The organism is Actinomadura sp. 7K534 (assembly GCF_004348575.1).
Classification (GTDB): Bacteria; Actinomycetota; Actinomycetes; order Streptosporangiales; family Streptosporangiaceae; genus Spirillospora; species Spirillospora livida.
In genome coordinates, this window is the sequence record NZ_SMKB01000071.1 from 15,932 (window position 1) to 31,704 (window position 15,773).

Below are 15,773 nucleotides of genomic sequence, written 5' to 3' on the forward strand. Positions count from 1 at the left end.
GATCAGGTGCGGCGGGCCGCTCCGCGGCTTCGGGCGGCTCCGGCGCGCCCGGGCGAGTATCCTCGCGCTGCGTGAGCACCCAGTCTGCCGAGACCCAGCCCGCCGAGGCGATGGCCAAGCCCGCTCCCGAGGCCCCGCCCGCGCCGGCGGCCGCGTCCCCGGTCATACCGCCCGCGCCCGGACCCGTGAACGCGCCGGTGCGCGCGCCGGAGGCGGCACCGGACGCGGCCGAGCCCGCGTCCCAGCCGGTCCACGTCACGATCGTGCTGCCCTGCTACAACGAGCAGGACCACGTGATCGACGAGGTCGAGCGCATCTGCGCGGCGATGGACGCGAGCGGCAAGAGCTACGAGCTGCTGGCCGTCGACGACTGCTCGACCGACGCGACGCTCGCCCGGCTGGAGGAGGCCGCGCCCCGCTTCCCGAACATGCGGGTCATCGCGTTCCAGCACAACAGCGGCTCGGGCACCGTGCGGCGCATCGGCTCCCAGCAGGCCCGCGGGGACATCGTCGTGTGGACGGACGCCGACATGTCCTACCCCAACGAGCGGATCCCCGAACTGGTGGAGCTGCTCGACACCGACCCGTCCATCGACCAGGTCGTGGGGGCGCGCAAGAGCGAGGAGGGCTCGCACAAGGCGCTGCGGGTGCCCGCCAAGTGGTTCATCCGCAAGGTCGCCGAGCGGCTCACCAACTCCAGGATCCCCGACCTGAACTCGGGGCTGCGCGCGTTCCGCCGCGAGGTGTCGCTGCCCTACCTGCGGCTGCTGCCGCCCGGGTTCTCCTGCGTCACGACGATCACGATCGCGTTCCTGTCGAACCAGCACCCGGTCCACTACATGCCGATCGACTACGCCAAGCGGGCCGGGAAGTCGAAGTTCCACTTCACCAAGGACGCCTACCGCTACATCCTGCAGGTGCTGCGGATGGTCATGTACTTCAACCCGCTCAAGGTGCTGATGCCGCCCGCGCTGTGGCTGATCCTGATCGGGCTGGGCAAGGGCGTGTACGACATGATCGCGCACTTCGGGTACTTCGCGAACAACACCATCATGATCTTCGTGACGGGGCTGATCATCGCGTCGCTGGCGCTGCTGGCCGACCTGATCGTCCGATCACGGGGCGACGTGTAGGGCATGGGGACGTCCAGCGGCGCGCCCGGCGGCCTCAGGATCGCCATCGTCGGGCCCGCGTTCCCGTACAAGGGCGGCGGCGCGCACCACACCACCGAGCTGGCGCACCGGCTGGCGGCGGCGGGCCACGACGTGGTCATCGAGTCGTGGCGCGCCCAGTACCCCGGGTTCCTCTACCCGGGGCAGCAGACGATCTCCGATCCGGAGGGCGAGCCGTTCCCCGGCACCCGGCGGCGGCTCGACTGGCGCCGCCCGGACGGCTGGTGGCGCACCGGCCGCGGCCTGCGCTCCTGCGACCTGGTGGTCCTGGCGGTGCTGAGCCCGGTCCAGGTGCCCTCCTACCTGGGAATTCTCGCGGGCCTGCGGCGCGGCGCGCGGACGGTGGCGCTGTGCCACAACGTCCTGCCGCACGAGCGCAAGCGCTACGACGAGCCGCTGATGAAGCGCCTGCTGCGCAGGGTCGACGGCGTCCTCGTCCACTCCGATGAGCAGGCGAGGCTCGCGGACGGGCTCACCGGGCGTCCCGTCCGGGTCGCCGAGATGCCCGCTCATCTGCCGGTGGCCGCCGCGGTCGCGCCGGGCGATGTGAAAGTGCGGCGCCGGCTCCTGTTCTTCGGGATCGTCCGCCCGTACAAGGGGCTGGACGTCCTGCTCCACGCCCTCGCCAAGGGCCCCGACGACGTGGGGCTGACCGTCGCGGGGGAGTTCTGGGGCGGGCTGGACGAGACGCGCGAGCTGATCCGATCGCTGGACCTCGCCTCAAGGGTCGAGCTGCGGCCGGGGTACGTGCCGGCCGCCGACGTCCCGGGGCTGTTCGCCGCCGCCGACGCGCTCGTCCTGCCGTACCGGACGGCCACCGCGTCGCAGAACGTGTGGATGGCCTACGAGCACGGCCTGCCGGTCATCGCCACCGACGTCGGCGGTTTCGCCGGCCAGGTCCGCGACGGCGTGGACGGCCTGATCTGCGAACCCGGCGACGCGGCGTCCCTCGCCGACGCGCTCGGCCGCTTCTACGCGCCGGGGGAGCCGGAGCGGCTGCGCTCCGGCGTCCGGCCGGTCGACCACGCCCCGGTGTGGGCCGAGTACCTGGACACGCTCACAGGAGACGCCCTCACCGGGGACGCGCTCACAGGTGGGGCTCGATGACCTTCAGCAGGGCGCGCTTGGGCTTCGCGCCGACGATCTGCTCCACGACCTCGCCGTTCTTGTAGAGCAGCAGCGTCGGCAGGCCCATCACCCCGTACTTGTTCGGGGTCTCGGGGTTCGCGTCGTAGTCCAGCTTCGCGATCTTGAGCTTGCCGTCCTGCTCCGCGGCGATCTGGTCGAGGACGGGGGCGACCATCCGGCAGGGTCCGCACCAGTCGGCCCAGAAGTCGACGAGTACGGGGGTGTCGCTGCCGAGGACCTCGTCCGCGAAGGTCGCGTCGGTCACGGTGATCGGGGCCGTCACGGTCCCTCCTTCGTAGGGTGCGTACCCCTCACAAGCTCCTTGGACGGCGGTTCATTCCCGGGGCCCGGCGTCGTCCGCCCGAGCAGCAGCGCGGCCCCGGCGACGAGCAGGTCGGCGGCGGTCAGCAGCACCCGGGACGCGATCGCGACCACGACCGGCGCGCCCGCCGGCAGCGCCGGGGTCAGCACCACGGTCAGCGCGGCCTCCCGCGCCCCGATGCCGCCCGGCGCGATGAAGACGAGGAACCCGGCGACGAACGCCAGCGCGTACGCGCCCGTCGCGAGGAACGGCAGGCCCTTCCCGTCGCCGCCGACGGCGTTGCACAGCAGCCAGGTGTGCACCCCGAACAGGATCCAGCCGAGGACCGTCCAGCCGATCGCGCGCAGCGTCACGGCCAGGCTCACCGGACGCTCCAGCGGCGGCCGCCGGATGACCTTGAGCATCAGCCCCAGGGACCAGCTCACGATCCGCGGGTGGAGCAGGATCAGCAGCAGCGGCGCCAGCAGGAACAGGTACCAGTACTGCTCGCGCGCCGCCACCGACGTGAGCGGCAGCGTCACCGCCGCGACGGCCAGCCCGCACGCCGTGGACGTCGCGACCGCGAGCATCGTCGACCCGAAGCTGCGCTCGGGCGGCACGTCGTGCTCCCGCGTCATCTCGATCTGCGTCACCAGCGCCCAGACCTTGCCCGGCACGTACTTGCCGAGCTGCGAGATCCCGGAGATCCGGAAGATGGCGCGGACGGGCAGCGGCGAGCCGAGGCCGCCGAGGAACTCCCGCCACCCCAGCATCCAGACGAAGAGCCCCGCCAGCCCCGCGGCCAGCGCCGCGACCAGCGCCACCCACGACATCTGCTGGAACGCGTGGACCGCCGCGTCCCATTGGGAGGCCACGCTGTAGGCGCAGAACGCGAGCGCGAGCAGGACAAGGAGAACCCGCAGCACGCGCACGGCGACGACCTTCATCTTCACCCGCCCAGGGTAGGCGAACCCGGCGTCCCCGCCGCCCGCGCGGCCTATCGTTGGGCACGATGAAGATTTCGGATGTGGTCGCCTTCATGGGCCACCAGGTACACGTGTGCCGGTACCGCGAGGCGGGGACGCTCCTCGGCTGGATGGGGCGGGACCTGCGCGGCCGGCGCGTCCTCGACGTCGCCGGCGGCGACGGCTACTGGGCCGGCCGGGCCCGCAGGCGCGGCGCCGACGCCGTCTCGATCGACCTCGCCCGCGGCAAGATGGAGTACGGGCGCTCGCTCGCCCACGCGCCCGCGCTGATCGAGTGCGACGCGCTGCGCCTCCCGTTCGCGGACGGCTCGTTCGACGCGGTCCTGTCGGTCTGCGCGATCGAGCACTTCGACGACGGCGGCAGGTCGCTGGACGAGATGGCGCGCGTCCTCAAGCCCGGCGGTGAGATATTCATGTCCGCCGACGTGCTGAGCCGCGCCGACACCTGGCCGAAGCTGCGCGACGCGCACAAGGCCAAGTACCACGTCCAGCACACCTACACCCACGACAGCCTCCGCAAGCTGATGGACGAGCGCGGCCTCGACCTGGTCAAGCACAGCTACCAGTTCCGCACGGCCGCCACGGAGCGCCTCTACCTGTCGCTTTCCACCTACGGCGGCAAGGTCGGCTTCAACGCGGCCGCCCCGCTCACGCCGCTCGTCGCCCTCGCCGACCGCAAGGCCCCGAACGAGCGCGGCAGCATCGTTCTCATCCACGCGCGGAAGAGATAGTGCCACTGCGGTCGGCATCCCTTGCCGAACCTGTGAATGAGGTGCCGCGCGAGGGGCACCTCCGGGCGTAGGCTCAGACGGTAAAGGGTGATCTACGCCACCGCGGATGGGGGAGAGACCGTGGCGCCTCGGATTCTGCTCGACGCGACCGCCGTGCCGGCCGACCGCGGCGGGCTCGGACGGTATGTCGACGGGCTGCTGTGCGCCCTGCACGCGCAGGGCGCCGACCTGGCGGTCGTCTGCCAGCGGGCGGACGAGGAACGCTACGGGGGCCTCGTCCCCGGGGCGCGCGTCGTCGCCGGCCCGGCCGGGCTGTCGCACCGCGCCACCCGGCTCGCCTGGGAGCAGTCCGGCCTCCCGCACGTCGCCGAGCGCGTCGGCGCGGACGTCCTCCACCTGCCGACCTACACGATCCCGGTCAGCCTGGCGCTGCCGACGGTGGTGACGATCCACGACGTGACGCTGTTCGCCGAGCCGGAGCCGCACGACCCGGTCCGCACCAGCTACGTCAAGTCGGCGACCCGCACCGCCGCGCGCCGCGCCACCCGGCTGATCGCCCCGTCCCGGGCGACCCGGGACGAGCTGGTCCGCGTCCTCGGCGCCGACCCGGCGGGCATCGACGTCGCCTACCACGGCGTCGACCAGCAGGTGTTCCACCGGCCGTCCGAGGCCGAGGTGAAGCAGGTCTCCGACCGGCTCGGCCTGCACGGCCACCCCTACGTCGCGTACCTGGGGGCGCTGGAGCCGCGCAAGAACGTCCCGAACCTGATCCGCGGCTGGGTGCGGGCCTGCGAGCACCGCCCGGACGCCCCGGCGCTCGTCCTCGCGGGCGGCGGCGGATGGGACGACGAGGTCGACGCCGCGCTCGCGACCGTCCCGCTGAACCTGCGCGTGCTGCGCCCCGGCTACCTGCCCTGGGCGTCGCTGCCCGGCTTCTTCGGCGGCGCGCTGGTCGTCGCCCTGCCCAGCCGCGGCGAGGGCTTCGGCCTCCCGGTGCTTGAGGCCATGTCGTGCGGTGCGCCCGTCCTCACCACCCGGCGCGGCCCCCTTCCCGAGGTGGGCGGCGACGCGGTCGCCTACACCGAGCCCGACCCGTCCGGCATCGGCACCGCGCTCGACGAGCTGTTCGACGACCCGTCCCGCCGCACCGCACTGGCCGACGCCGCCCGCGTCCGCGCGGGCCGGTTCTCCTGGTCGGAGTCCGCGGAAGCGCACCTGGCCTCCTACCAGCGCGCCGTGGACCAATACGCGTCAACCCGGACTTCCCGCACCCACTAGGCTCGCTCGCATCCGCTACCGCGGTGGAGAAAGGGAACCGAGTGGAAGCGATCCTCCTGGTCGGAGGGCAGGGCACGCGGCTGCGTCCCCTGACCATCTCCACCCCCAAGCCGCTGCTGCCGACGGCCGGGGTGGCGTTCCTCGCCCATCAGCTCGCGCGGGCGCACGCCGAGGGCGTCGAGCGCATCGTGTTCGCCACGTCCTACCGGGCGGAGATGTTCGAGGCGGCGTTCGGCACCCGCGCGCACGGCGTCGAGCTGGCCTATGTCAGCGAGGACGAGCCGCTCGGCACCGGCGGCGCCATCCGCAACGCCGCGCGGGCGCTCACCTCCGGCCCGGACGACCCGGTGCTGATCCTGAACGGCGACATCCTGTCCGGCCACGACGTGCGCGCCCAGGTCAAGATGCACGAGGAGGCCGGTGCCGCGGTGACGCTGCACCTGACCGAGGTCGACGACCCCTCGCGCTTCGGCTGCGTGCCCACCGACGACCGGGGCCGCGTCACCGCGTTCCTGGAGAAGACTCCGCATCCGGTGACGAACCAGATCAACGCGGGCTGCTACGTCTTCCGCCGCTCGGCCATCGACACGATCCCCGAGGACGAGGTCGTGTCCGTGGAGCGGGAGACGTTCCCGGCGCTCATCGCGTCCGGCGCACCGGTCATGGGCTACGTCGAGTCGGCCTATTGGCTGGACGTCGGCACGCCCGAGGCGTTCGTCCGCGGCTCCCGCGACCTGGTCCTCGGGACGCTGGCCTCCCCGGCGATGCCCGGCGGGCCGGGCGAGCGCCTCGTGCTCCCCGGCGCGAGCGTCGCCGCGGGTGCGGTCGTCCGCGGCGGCACGACCGTCGGCCGGGGGGCCGTGATCGAGCCCGGCGCCACGGTGATCGGCAGCGTCCTGCTGGACGACGCGTTCGTCGCCGAGGGCGCCACGGTCCGCGACTCGGTCCTGAGCCGGGGCGCCCGGGTGGGCCGCGGGGCCGTCCTGGACGGCGTGGTCCTCGGCGACGGCGCCCTGGTCGGCCCCGGCAACGAACTCCGCGGCGGCCTCCGCGTCTGGCCGGGCATAGAGCTCCCCCCGACCGCCGTCCGCTTCTCCGCCGACACCTGAGCCGGCGGCCGATGACCACGATCCACTGCGGAACCGGGCGGGTCCGGGAGTGGCGGCCGCCTTGGGAGCTGGATCTGCCGGGGACGTTGTCGCCGCATCGGCGGGGCTCGCGGGATCCGGCGTTCCGGGTCGAGCCGGACGGGTCGGTCTGGCGGGCCTCGTACACGCCCGATGGGCCGGCGACGCTCCGGCTTCGGCGCGTCGGGGACGTGGTCGAGGCCACGGCCTGGGGGCCGGGGGCCGAGTGGTCGCTGGACGGGGTGCCCGAGCTGCTGGGGGCGGCGGACGAGCCGGAGGGGTTCGTCGCGCGGCACGACGTCGTCCGGGAGCAGGTGCTCAGGCGGCCGGGGCTGCGGATCGGGCGGACGCGGCGCGTGTTCGAGGCGCTCGTGCCGGCCGTGATGGAGCAGAAGGTCCTGGGGCTGGAGGCGTTCCGGGCCTGGAGCCATCTGCTGCGGAAATTCGGGGAGCCCGCGCCCGGCGCGCCGCATCTGCGGGTTCCGCCGCCGCCCGAGGTGTGGATCCGGATTCCGTCGTGGGAGTGGCACCGGTCGGGGCTGGAGGCCGTCCGCGCCCGGACGATCATCGGGGCCGCGCGGGTCGCGAAGCGGCTTGAGGAGGAGCCGAGCGAGCGGCGGCTGCGGTCGCTGCCGGGGATCGGGGTGTGGACGGCCGCCGAGATCAGGCAGCGGGCGGCCGGCGACCCCGACGCGGTGTCCGTCGGCGACTACAACCTGCCCGGCCTGGTGGGGTGGGCGCTGATCGGCCGCAAGGTCGACGACGCGGGGATGCTCGAACTGCTGGAGCCCTACGCCGGGCACCGGTACCGCGTCACCCGGCTGCTGGAGTCGTCCGGGAGGCGCCCGCCGAGGCGGGGGCCGCGGCTGCCCGTCCGGGACTACCGGTCCTTCTGATCACTTCTCCCAGGAGGCGCGGGCCTCGTCGATCTCCTCGCGGGTCGGGAGCCGGAGGGACGGCGGCGGCTCCTCCGTGAAGCCGTGCTGGTCGGCGTACATGGCGGGCAGCGTGCCGTCGGCGGCGCGGAAGCCCGCCCGGTGGAGGATGTCGTGCGCGGGACGCGTCGCCAGCGCGGCCTTGAACGCCTCCGCCGCGTCCTGCCGGTCCTGGTCCTCGGTGGTCACGACGTACGGGTGGTCGAGCATCAGCGTGCCCTCGTCCGGCATGAGGCTCACGATCGGGTTGGGGCGGTGGCCGTCGTTGTAGGCCACGACCGCCTGCTCGGTGGTGACCGCCAGGGGGCGGGCGAAGCGTTCGGCGCCGATGAAGTCGGCGAGGACCGTCATCGAGCCGCCGGACGACTCGTCCGGCCTGCGGGGCGCGTTCTCGCGGAGCGCCTCGGCGGCGTCGCCGGCCTTGCCCTCGGCGACCTGCTCGATGGCGACCATGGCGATCGTCCCGCTCATCCCGGCCGCCGGGTCGGCCGCGTAGCGGGCCAGCGGGACGCCCCCGGCCTCGTCCTTCAGGAGGAGTTCCCAGCCGAAGCCGACCTCGGCGTCGCGCAACTCCGCCTCGACAGGGCGCGGCGTGGCGAGCACCACCGGCGTCGCGGCCACCGGGGTCCCCCCTTCGGGGACGGACGTGTTGCCCGCCTCCCGGGCCGTCTCCAGCCACAGCGTCGACTCCGGCACCCACGCGTCGGTCTTGGCGCGCAGGGTCGCGTCGCCCAGGTAGCCGCCGGGGGAGACGGGCTCGACCCGGGCGTCGACGCAGCGTCCGGCCACGCGGTGCTCCTCGACGTTGAACCGCTCCGCCACGCCCCGGAGCGCGGGCGCGATCTCCGGCTGGGCCGCGATGGTGATCCGCAGCGCGGACCCGCCGCAGGCCCCGGTCCCCGGCCCCGGGAGGAGGCCGAGCGCCCACGCCCCGCCGCCCACGCCGGACAGGAGCAGCACCGCGGCCGCCCAGACGACCGGCCGCCTCCAGAGGTTCACCCGTCAGTCATACAGCCGGGGATCACGTGCCGACCAGGGGCAGGTCGAGCCTTCCTCCGCCGCGCCCGAAGTGGCCGATGCCGTCGGTGCGGCGGGACGCCTTCAGGCGCTCCTCCGGCACCTCGCCGTAGAGGGTCGTGCGCTGCCTGGCGGGACGGCCCGCGCGCGCCGCGATCTTCTCCAGTTCGCTGATCGGCTTGAAGGAGCCGTTCTCCGACCCGGCCATGCGGCTGATGGTCTCCTCCATGAGGGTGCCGCCGAGGTCGTTCACGCCGCCCTGGAGGACGCGCGTGCAGAGTTCGTCGCCCAGCTTCACCCAGGACGTCTGGATGTTCGGAATCGCGCCGTGCAGCAGGATCCGCGCCAGGGCGTGGACGGCCACGTTCTCCCGGACGGTCGGCCCCGGACGCGCCAGCCCGGCGAGGTAGATGGGCGAGTTGTGGTGCACAAAGGGCAGCAGTACGAACTCGCTGAACCCGCCCGTCCGCTCCTGGATGGAGCGGAGCAGCTTGATGTGCGCGACCCAGTGCGCCGGGGTGTCGACGTGCCCGTACATCATGGTGGACGTCGTCGGCAGGCCGATCTCGTGCGCGGTGGTGACGACCTCGACCCACTGGTCGGTGGGCAGCTTGCCCTTGGTCAGCACCCACCGGACGTCGTCGTCGAGGATCTCGGCGGCCGTGCCCGGCAGGGAGTCGACACCGGCCTCCTTGGCGCCCTCCAGCCATTCGCGGATCGACATGTCCGCGCGGGACGCGCCGTTCACGACCTCCATCGGGCTGTAGGAGTGCAGGTGGATGTCCGGTGCGCGGTTCTTCACCTCGCGGGCGAGGTCGAAGTAGGCGGTGCCGGGCATGTCCGGGTGGATGCCGCCCTGCATGCATATCTCGCTGGCGCCGGCCGCCCATGCCTCGTCCACCCGGTCCCCGACCTGGCGGAGGGAGAGCGTGTAGGCGTCGGCGTCCGTGCGGCGCTGCGCGAACGCGCAGAACCGGCAGCCGGTGTAGCAGACGTTGGTGAAGTTGATGTTGCGGGTGACGACGTAGGTGACGTCGTCGCCGACCGTGTCGCGGCGCAGGTCGTCGGCGAGCTTGGCGAGGGCGTCGAGTTCCGGGCCCTCGGCGTGCAGGAGGGCCAGTGCCTCGTCGTCCGACAGGCCCGCAGGGTTCTGCTCCGCGCGCGCGAGGGCGGTCTTGATGTCGGAGTCGAAGCGCTGGGGGGCGGACATGCGGTCGCGTAGCGCGTCCCAGTCGCCGTACACCTCGTCGAAGTCGTCGCGCCGGTCGCTGGTGCGGCCCGTCGTGTCGATCTCGGTGTGCAGGTCGGTCCGGCCGGACGCCTCGAATCCGCCGTCGGGCTCCTGCCAGGGACGCCCCTCAAGGACGGCGTCTTCCCGCGCGAGCCCGGTCGCCGGGTCGGCCAGGGCCGCGACGTGCGCGTCCAGCCGCGGGTCCAGCCACGGCTCGCCGCGCCGCACGTAGTCGGGGTAGATCGTCAGCCGCTCCCGCAGCGCGAACCCCGCCGCGGCCGTCCGCTCGGCCAGCTCGTCGATCTGCGGCCAGGGCCGCTCGGGGTTCACGTGGTCGGGCGTCAGCGGGGACACGCCGCCCCAGTCGTCGATGCCGGCGCGGAGCATCAGCGCGAACTGGTCGCCGACGAGGTTCGGCGGCGCCTGCACCCGCGCCTTCGGGCCGAGGACGAGCCGCGTCACCGCGATCGTCGCGGCGAGCTCGGCCAGGTCCGCGTCCGGGGTGTCGCGCATCTTGGTGTCCGGCTTCGCCCGGAAGTTCTGCACGATCACCTCCTGGATCGCGCCGTACTCCCGCATCGTCCGGCGGATCTCGAAGATCGCGTCCGCGCGCTCCTCGACGGTCTCGCCGATGCCGATGAGGATGCCGGTCGTGAACGGGACGTTCGTGCGGCCCGCGTCCTCCAGCACCCGCAGCCGGACGGCCGGGTCCTTGTCCGGCGACCCGAAGTGCGGGCCGCCGCGCTCGCTGAACAGCCGCGTCGCCGTCGTCTCCAGCATCATGCCCATGGACGGCGCGACCGGCTTGAGCCGCTGGAAGTCCCGCCAGGTGAGCACGCCCGGGTTCAGGTGCGGCAGCAGCCCGGTCTCCTCCAGCACCCGGATCGCCATCGCCCGGACGTAGGAGAGCGTGTCGTCGTAGCCGTGCGCGTCGAGCCACTCGCGGGCCGGCTTCCAGCGGTCCTCGGGCCGGTCCCCGAGCGTGAACAGGGCCTCCTTGCAGCCCATCTCGGCGCCCCGCCGCGCGATCTCCAGCACCTCGTCCGGGCTCAGGTAGGGCGCGTCCAGCTTGTGCGGGACGGTCGCGAACGTGCAGTACCCGCAGCGGTCCCGGCACAGCCGGGTCAGCGGGATGAAGACCTTGCGGCTGTAGGTGATGACGCCCGGGCGGCCGGCGGCCTCCAGGCCGGCGTCCCGGGTGCGGGCAGCGTAGGTGAGCAGGTCGTCGAGCTGCGCCCCGCGGGCCTGCAGCAGTGTCGTGGCCTCGGATCGATCCAGTGTCTTGCCGTCACGCGCGCGGGCCAGTGCCCGGCGGAGCGCGGAGCTCGTCCCGTCCATGCAGGCACTCTATGCCAATCGTCATAATTTGCACCGCAGCGGGGGCACCGAATTGCCCGATTCTGCTATAGCTCCGCCGGCGCGCCGGCTATTCCCGCGTCACCGGACCTCGATGAACGCCTCCGGGCTCCGCGGCGGGCGCTCCCGCGGCGGCGCGGCCGGGTGGCCGACGCCGACGGCGCCCATCGGGTCCCAGTCGCCGGGCAGCCCTAGCGACTCCCGGACGACGTCGCGGCAGAACATCGTGCTCGACACCCAGCACGAACCGAGCCCCTCGACGGCCAGCGCCACCAGGAGGTTCTGCACCCCCGCGCCCGCCGCGACGACGAACATCTCCCGCTCGGCGCGCGACCGCCGCTCGTCCGGATAGTCGTGCGAGCCGTCCATGACCAGGCACGGGACGACCAGGTACGGCGCCCGCCGCAGCACATCGCCGCGCCGCAGCCGCTTCGTGATCGACTCCTCGGAGAAGCCGTCGCGGCGCAGGTCGGCCTCCCACGCGTCGCGCATCGCGTCCAGCAGCCGCGTCCGCGCACCCTCCGACTCCAGCAGGACGAACCGCCACGGCGTCGTGTGGTGCGGCGCCGGCGCGGCGATCGCCGCGGCGACCGCGCGGCGCACCGCCGCCGGGTCGACCGGGCCGGCGGTGAACTCGCGGATCGTGCGCCGCGCGTACAGCACCTCGGACGGCCCCCACCGGAACATGTCCTCGTCGGGCGGGCGGACCAGCGCCCGCGCGCCCGGCCCGTCCTCCTTCGTGACCAGGGCGGACAGTCCGCGGACGAGCGCGACCGGCACCCCGTCGAGCTTGCCCTTCACCAGCTCCGCGGCCGCCGCGATCTCGTCGGCGACGGCGGTGATCGTCGCGTCGAGGCGGTTGCCGTGGGAGTCGTCGCGGCCGCGCAGGTCGCTGAGCGGCTCCAGGCCGGCGAGGCCGATCGCCGCGTCGATCAGCCCGTTGCGCCAGGGCCGCCCGAGCGTGTCGGAGACGATGACCGCGACGTCCGCGCCGGTCCGCTCGCGCAGCCCCGCCCGGATGCGGCGGGCGGAGGCGTCCGGGTCCTCCGGCAGCAGCAGCACCGTGCCCGGCCGCGTGTTGGACGCGTCCACCCCGGCCGCCGCGAGGACGAGCCCCTGCCGCGTCTCCACGATCCGCGTCTCACCGCGGTCGTGCGCCCGGCGCGCGACCACCCGCACGGTCTCCGCCTCGATCGCCTTCTCCCGGTCGTCCGCGACCAGGACCCGCCCCTCCGCCTTGCTGACGATCTTGGACGTGACGACCACGACGTCGCCGTCCCGCACGGCGTCCGCCGGGATCAGCGCCGCGATGTCGTCGCCCTCCGCGACCTCCGGCAGCCCGGGGACCCCGAGCACCTCCAGGCGGCTCACCGCGACTCCTCCGCCCGCTTCAGCTCGACCGCCAGGTCGAGCGCGGCGCGGGCGATGTCCGCGGTCGCCGCCTCGTCCGTCATCAGCAGGGGACGCGGCCGTACTTCTATGCCCTCCACCCGCACGGCGGCGTCGGCCTCGTCGACGAGCCAGCCGTCCAGCAGCCCGAGCCCGTACAGCTCGGCGACCGCCCGCGCCGACGTCTCGGTGCCGATCGCGGTCAGGCAGGCGTCGGCCATGCCGCTCACGGGGGCGCCGCCGATGATCGGGGAGACGCCGACGACCGTCCTGGTCGCGACCGCGTCCCGGATGCCGGGCACCGCGAGGATCGTCCCGATGCTCACGACCGGGTTGGACGGCGGGAACAGCACCACGTCGGCCGCCTCGATCGCCGCGAGCACGCCCGGCGCGGGCTTGGCGTCCTCCGCGCCGACCGCCGCGATCGACAGGGCCGGGACGGACGCGCGCAGCCGCACCCACCACTCCTGGAAGTGGATCGCCCGGCGCCCCTGCTCGTCCTCGACGACCACGTGCGTCTCGACCTGGTCGTCGGTCATCGGGATCAGCCGGACGCCCGGCTGCCACCGGTCGCACAGCGCCTCGGTCACCGCCGACAGCTTGTACCCCGCCGCGAGCATCTGCGTCCGGACGATGTGGGTCGCGAAGTCGCGGTCGCCCAGCCCGAACCAGCTCGGCCCGGCACCGTAGGCGGCGAGCTCCTCCTTGACGGTGAACGCCTCGTCGGCCCGGCCCCAGCCCTGGTCCTCGTTGATGCCGCCGCCGAGCGTGTACATCACGGTGTCCAGGTCGGGGCACACCCGAAGCCCGAAAAGGGAGATGTCGTCCCCGGTGTTGCCGATGACGGTGATCTCCGCTTCGGGAGCCGCCGACCGCAGCCCGCGCAGAAAGCGCGCCCCGCCGATACCGCCCGCCAGCACCACGATCTTCATGACGTCCAGCGTATCCATGGCGCCATTTCCGGCGCACGGCGTGCCCGCCCGCGCGAGGCGGCCCGCCCCAGTGGGTTCGCGGGTGGAATCTATGCCAAGCTTTGGCGTGTAATCGCGTCGCCTCTGTCTGGAGATGTCACCGTGAACAAGGAAGCCGTCCAGCGCCTGCGCGAACCGGCAGCCTGGGTACTGCTCGCCTCGGCGGGCGTGCAGCTGCTCGCGGGCATCATCACGCTCATCGGCGACGATGGGACGTTCACCTTCCGCGCCCTGCTCGAGACCCGTGACGGGATGTTCCTGCAGATCGGGATCGTCGGCATCCTCGTCCTCGCCGTCCTGCTGGTGACCTGGGGCGACCGCCCCACGCCGCAGGCCCGGACGATCACCATGGGCGCCCTCGGGGTGCTCGGCGGCATCGCCGTGTTCGGCCTGATCTCCTGGCTGAGCGGGCTGCTCACCGACTCCGAGTCCGCGGGCGCGCTCACGAAGCTGTCGGTGTTCCTCATCGGCGCCGGGAAGCTCGCCGTGGTCGGCGTCGGCGCCTGGTACGTCTACACCGTCTTCCAGGGGATGCAGCCGCCGCGGCCGCAGCCGGGCCAGCAGCAGATGCAGCAGGGCTACCCCGACTTCGGCTACCAGCAGGGCCAGCAGGGGCAGCCCGGCCAGCAGGCCCAGCCCGGCCAGCAGCAGTACGGTCAGCAGCAGGACTACCAGCAGGGCTACGGGCAGCAGCAGTACCAGCAGTACCAGCAGTACGGCCAGCAGTCCGGCGCCGAGGGGCAGCAGGCGGGCCGGCCCGGGTACGAGCAGCAGGGCCAGCAGGGCTACGAGCAGCAGCAGTACGGCCAGCAGCAGGACTACCAGCAGGGCTACGGCCAGCAGCAGTACGGCCAGCAGTACGGCCAGCAGGGCGGCTACCAGACGGGCGGCCAGCAGGGCTACGGGCAGGCCCAGCCCACCTCCGACCAGGAGGAGATGGGCGAGTGGACCCGCCAGTACGGCGGTTCGGAGCAGGGGCCGCAGGGCACCCAGCCCGCACCCGGCGGTGAGCAGCGCCCCGACGAGGGCGGCGACTGGTACCGGGACAACCGCCCCCCGCCCCCGCAGTAGCCTCGCGACGATCCGGCCGCCCCGGCACTGATTCCGGGCGCCCCGGCACTGATTCCGGGCGCCGAATCCCCGCGCCGAATGCCGCGCGGTACCCCCGCGGTGACCGCCGGTTTTACCGATCTTCATCCACGGGTCAGCTCGCTCGCCCGGCATAACCCGCTAAGTCGCCCCGGAAAGCTCTCCGGCTTGACGGGGCGGGCGCTACACGCGTGTAATTTCGTCCGTGTAGTTTCAATGCCTTCTCGGGGGAAGTAACCGGAGGGAAGGCATTGACCAGGGGGTTCCACGGGCAGGGAGGTGCGCTGTGAGCGAGGTGGTCATCCCGCTGGCGCACGGCACAGACGGTGAAGAGTTGGGCTGGCAGGAGCGCGCACTGTGCGCGCAGACCGACCCGGAGGCGTTTTTTCCGGAGAAGGGCGGCTCCACTCGCGAGGCCAAGAAGGTGTGCCGGGCATGCGAGGTGCGTACGGAGTGCCTTGAGTACGCGCTGCAGCACGACGAACGTTTCGGCATCTGGGGAGGGCTCTCCGAGCGGGAACGCCGCAAGCTGAAGCGCCAGGCGGTCTAGCGCCGGCGGCCGCGCGGTCCGCGGGCCGGCCCGGGGTCCGCGACGGCCCCGGGGTCTTCGACGGGGGAGACCCGGCCGGACCGGCCGCGCACCCGGATCTCGGCGATCCAGGGCGTGCGCGGGGGCGGCCACGCGTACAGTTGTCAGCCGTGTCGGCCCCCGGGCCGGCACGGCTGCTGTCGTATCAGCCACGTACCTGTCGTCCCACAGATCGAGCGACCCCTTGGCCCCCACTCTCGATCGCCATGTCGTCACGGCCGTCCTCGTCACCCACGACGGTGCGCGGTGGCTCCCGGAGACGCTGAAGGCGCTGCTGACGCAGGCGCGTCCGGTGCAGCGCCTCGTGACCGTGGACACCGGAAGCCGCGACCGCGGACCCGCGGTCCTCGCCGAGGTGCTCGGCCGGCCCGCGGTCCTCACGCTGCCGCGCACCACCGGCTACGGCGAGGCCGTCGCGGAGGCCCTCCGCCAGGACGCCGCGTCCGCCCCCGTCCCCGCCGACGACGCCGGCC

At 73.3% G+C, this 15,773-nt stretch carries 15 protein-coding genes; 9 read left to right on the top strand and 6 right to left on the bottom strand.

Going from position 1 to position 15,773, the window contains the following annotated elements; genetic code table 11:
- Positions 1-71 precede the first annotated feature (71 nt).
- Both E1266_RS16410 and E1266_RS16415 read left to right on the top strand, forming a co-directional pair.
- Positions 72-1,133 carry a glycosyltransferase family 2 protein gene (locus E1266_RS16410; protein WP_243718476.1) on the top strand — a complete coding sequence of 354 codons (1,062 nt, stop codon included), beginning with the start codon at positions 72-74 and terminating at the stop codon, positions 1,131-1,133.
- A gap of 3 nt (positions 1,134-1,136) precedes the next feature.
- Complete coding sequence (locus E1266_RS16415) at positions 1,137-2,279, top strand: glycosyltransferase family 4 protein (RefSeq protein ID WP_132047799.1); 1,143 nt, start codon at positions 1,137-1,139, stop codon at positions 2,277-2,279.
- Here E1266_RS16415 and trxA read toward each other — a convergent pair.
- Both trxA and E1266_RS16425 read right to left on the bottom strand, forming a co-directional pair.
- A complete protein-coding gene (trxA, locus tag E1266_RS16420; RefSeq protein ID WP_131977386.1) occupies positions 2,260-2,583 on the bottom strand; it encodes a thioredoxin in 324 nt (107 codons plus the stop codon). The genes E1266_RS16415 and trxA overlap by 20 nt on opposite strands.
- Positions 2,580-3,548, bottom strand: a complete 969-nt coding sequence (locus E1266_RS16425; protein WP_243718478.1) for a lysylphosphatidylglycerol synthase transmembrane domain-containing protein — start codon at positions 3,546-3,548, stop codon at positions 2,580-2,582. Before E1266_RS16425 ends, trxA begins: the two co-directional genes overlap by 4 nt.
- 65 nt (positions 3,549-3,613) lie before the next feature.
- Between E1266_RS16425 and E1266_RS16430 the strand changes: the two genes are divergently transcribed.
- From E1266_RS16430 to E1266_RS16445, 4 genes are all read left to right on the top strand, one after another.
- Positions 3,614-4,318: a class I SAM-dependent methyltransferase gene (locus E1266_RS16430; protein WP_132047801.1), complete on the top strand. Its 705-nt coding sequence runs from the start codon at positions 3,614-3,616 to the stop codon at positions 4,316-4,318.
- Positions 4,319-4,438: 120 nt separating this feature from the next.
- Positions 4,439-5,596, top strand: a complete 1,158-nt coding sequence (locus E1266_RS16435) for a glycosyltransferase family 1 protein (protein WP_132047803.1) — start codon at positions 4,439-4,441, stop codon at positions 5,594-5,596.
- A 41-nt stretch (positions 5,597-5,637) separates the two neighbouring features.
- Complete coding sequence (locus E1266_RS16440) at positions 5,638-6,705, top strand: NDP-sugar synthase (RefSeq protein WP_132047805.1); 1,068 nt, start codon at positions 5,638-5,640, stop codon at positions 6,703-6,705.
- 11 nt (positions 6,706-6,716) lie between these two features.
- Positions 6,717-7,619 (top strand): DNA-3-methyladenine glycosylase 2 family protein, encoded by a 903-nt coding sequence (locus E1266_RS16445; protein ID WP_132047807.1) that lies wholly within the window; start codon positions 6,717-6,719, stop codon positions 7,617-7,619.
- Here E1266_RS16445 and E1266_RS16450 read toward each other — a convergent pair whose 3' ends face one another.
- The 4 genes from E1266_RS16450 to cofD all read right to left on the bottom strand — a co-directional run bounded on the left by E1266_RS16450 (position 7,620) and on the right by cofD (position 13,583).
- Positions 7,620-8,657: a substrate-binding domain-containing protein gene (locus E1266_RS16450; protein WP_132047809.1), complete on the bottom strand. Its 1,038-nt coding sequence runs from the start codon at positions 8,655-8,657 to the stop codon at positions 7,620-7,622. It abuts the gene before it with no gap.
- Positions 8,658-8,679: 22 nt separating this feature from the next.
- Entirely contained in the window at positions 8,680-11,244 is a 2,565-nt protein-coding gene (locus tag E1266_RS16455) for a bifunctional FO biosynthesis protein CofGH (protein ID WP_132047811.1), read from the bottom strand.
- Positions 11,245-11,343: 99 nt separating this feature from the next.
- Entirely contained in the window at positions 11,344-12,633 is a 1,290-nt protein-coding gene (locus E1266_RS16460) for a coenzyme F420-0:L-glutamate ligase (RefSeq protein ID WP_132047813.1), read from the bottom strand.
- Positions 12,630-13,583 carry a 2-phospho-L-lactate transferase gene (gene cofD, locus E1266_RS16465; protein WP_132047826.1) on the bottom strand — a complete coding sequence of 318 codons (954 nt, stop codon included), beginning with the start codon at positions 13,581-13,583 and terminating at the stop codon, positions 12,630-12,632. The genes E1266_RS16460 and cofD overlap by 4 nt, the downstream gene beginning before the upstream one ends.
- Positions 13,584-13,724: 141 nt before the next feature.
- Here cofD and E1266_RS16470 point away from each other — a divergent pair, with 141 nt between their 5' ends.
- The 3 genes from E1266_RS16470 to E1266_RS16480 form a co-directional block, all read left to right on the top strand.
- Entirely contained in the window at positions 13,725-14,693 is a 969-nt protein-coding gene (locus E1266_RS16470; protein ID WP_132047815.1) for a hypothetical protein, read from the top strand.
- A gap of 304 nt (positions 14,694-14,997) precedes the next feature.
- Positions 14,998-15,261 carry a WhiB family transcriptional regulator gene (locus E1266_RS16475; RefSeq protein WP_021594342.1) on the top strand — a complete coding sequence of 88 codons (264 nt, stop codon included), beginning with the start codon at positions 14,998-15,000 and terminating at the stop codon, positions 15,259-15,261.
- 223 nt (positions 15,262-15,484) lie between these two features.
- Positions 15,485-15,773 (top strand): glycosyltransferase (locus E1266_RS16480; protein WP_132047817.1); only part of this gene is annotated, 289 nt, incomplete at its 3' end.

Coding starts and splice junctions, on each gene's coding strand:
- E1266_RS16445 (WP_132047807.1), top strand. CDS start 6,717: ATGACCACGATCCACTGCGGAACCGGGCGGGTCCGGGAGTGGCGGCCG.
- E1266_RS16455 (WP_132047811.1), bottom strand. CDS start 11,244: ATGGACGGGACGAGCTCCGCGCTCCGCCGGGCACTGGCCCGCGCGCGT.
- cofD (WP_132047826.1), bottom strand. CDS start 13,583: ATGAAGATCGTGGTGCTGGCGGGCGGTATCGGCGGGGCGCGCTTTCTG.
- E1266_RS16425 (WP_243718478.1), bottom strand. CDS start 3,548: ATGAAGGTCGTCGCCGTGCGCGTGCTGCGGGTTCTCCTTGTCCTGCTC.
- E1266_RS16430 (WP_132047801.1), top strand. CDS start 3,614: ATGAAGATTTCGGATGTGGTCGCCTTCATGGGCCACCAGGTACACGTG.
- E1266_RS16415 (WP_132047799.1), top strand. CDS start 1,137: ATGGGGACGTCCAGCGGCGCGCCCGGCGGCCTCAGGATCGCCATCGTC.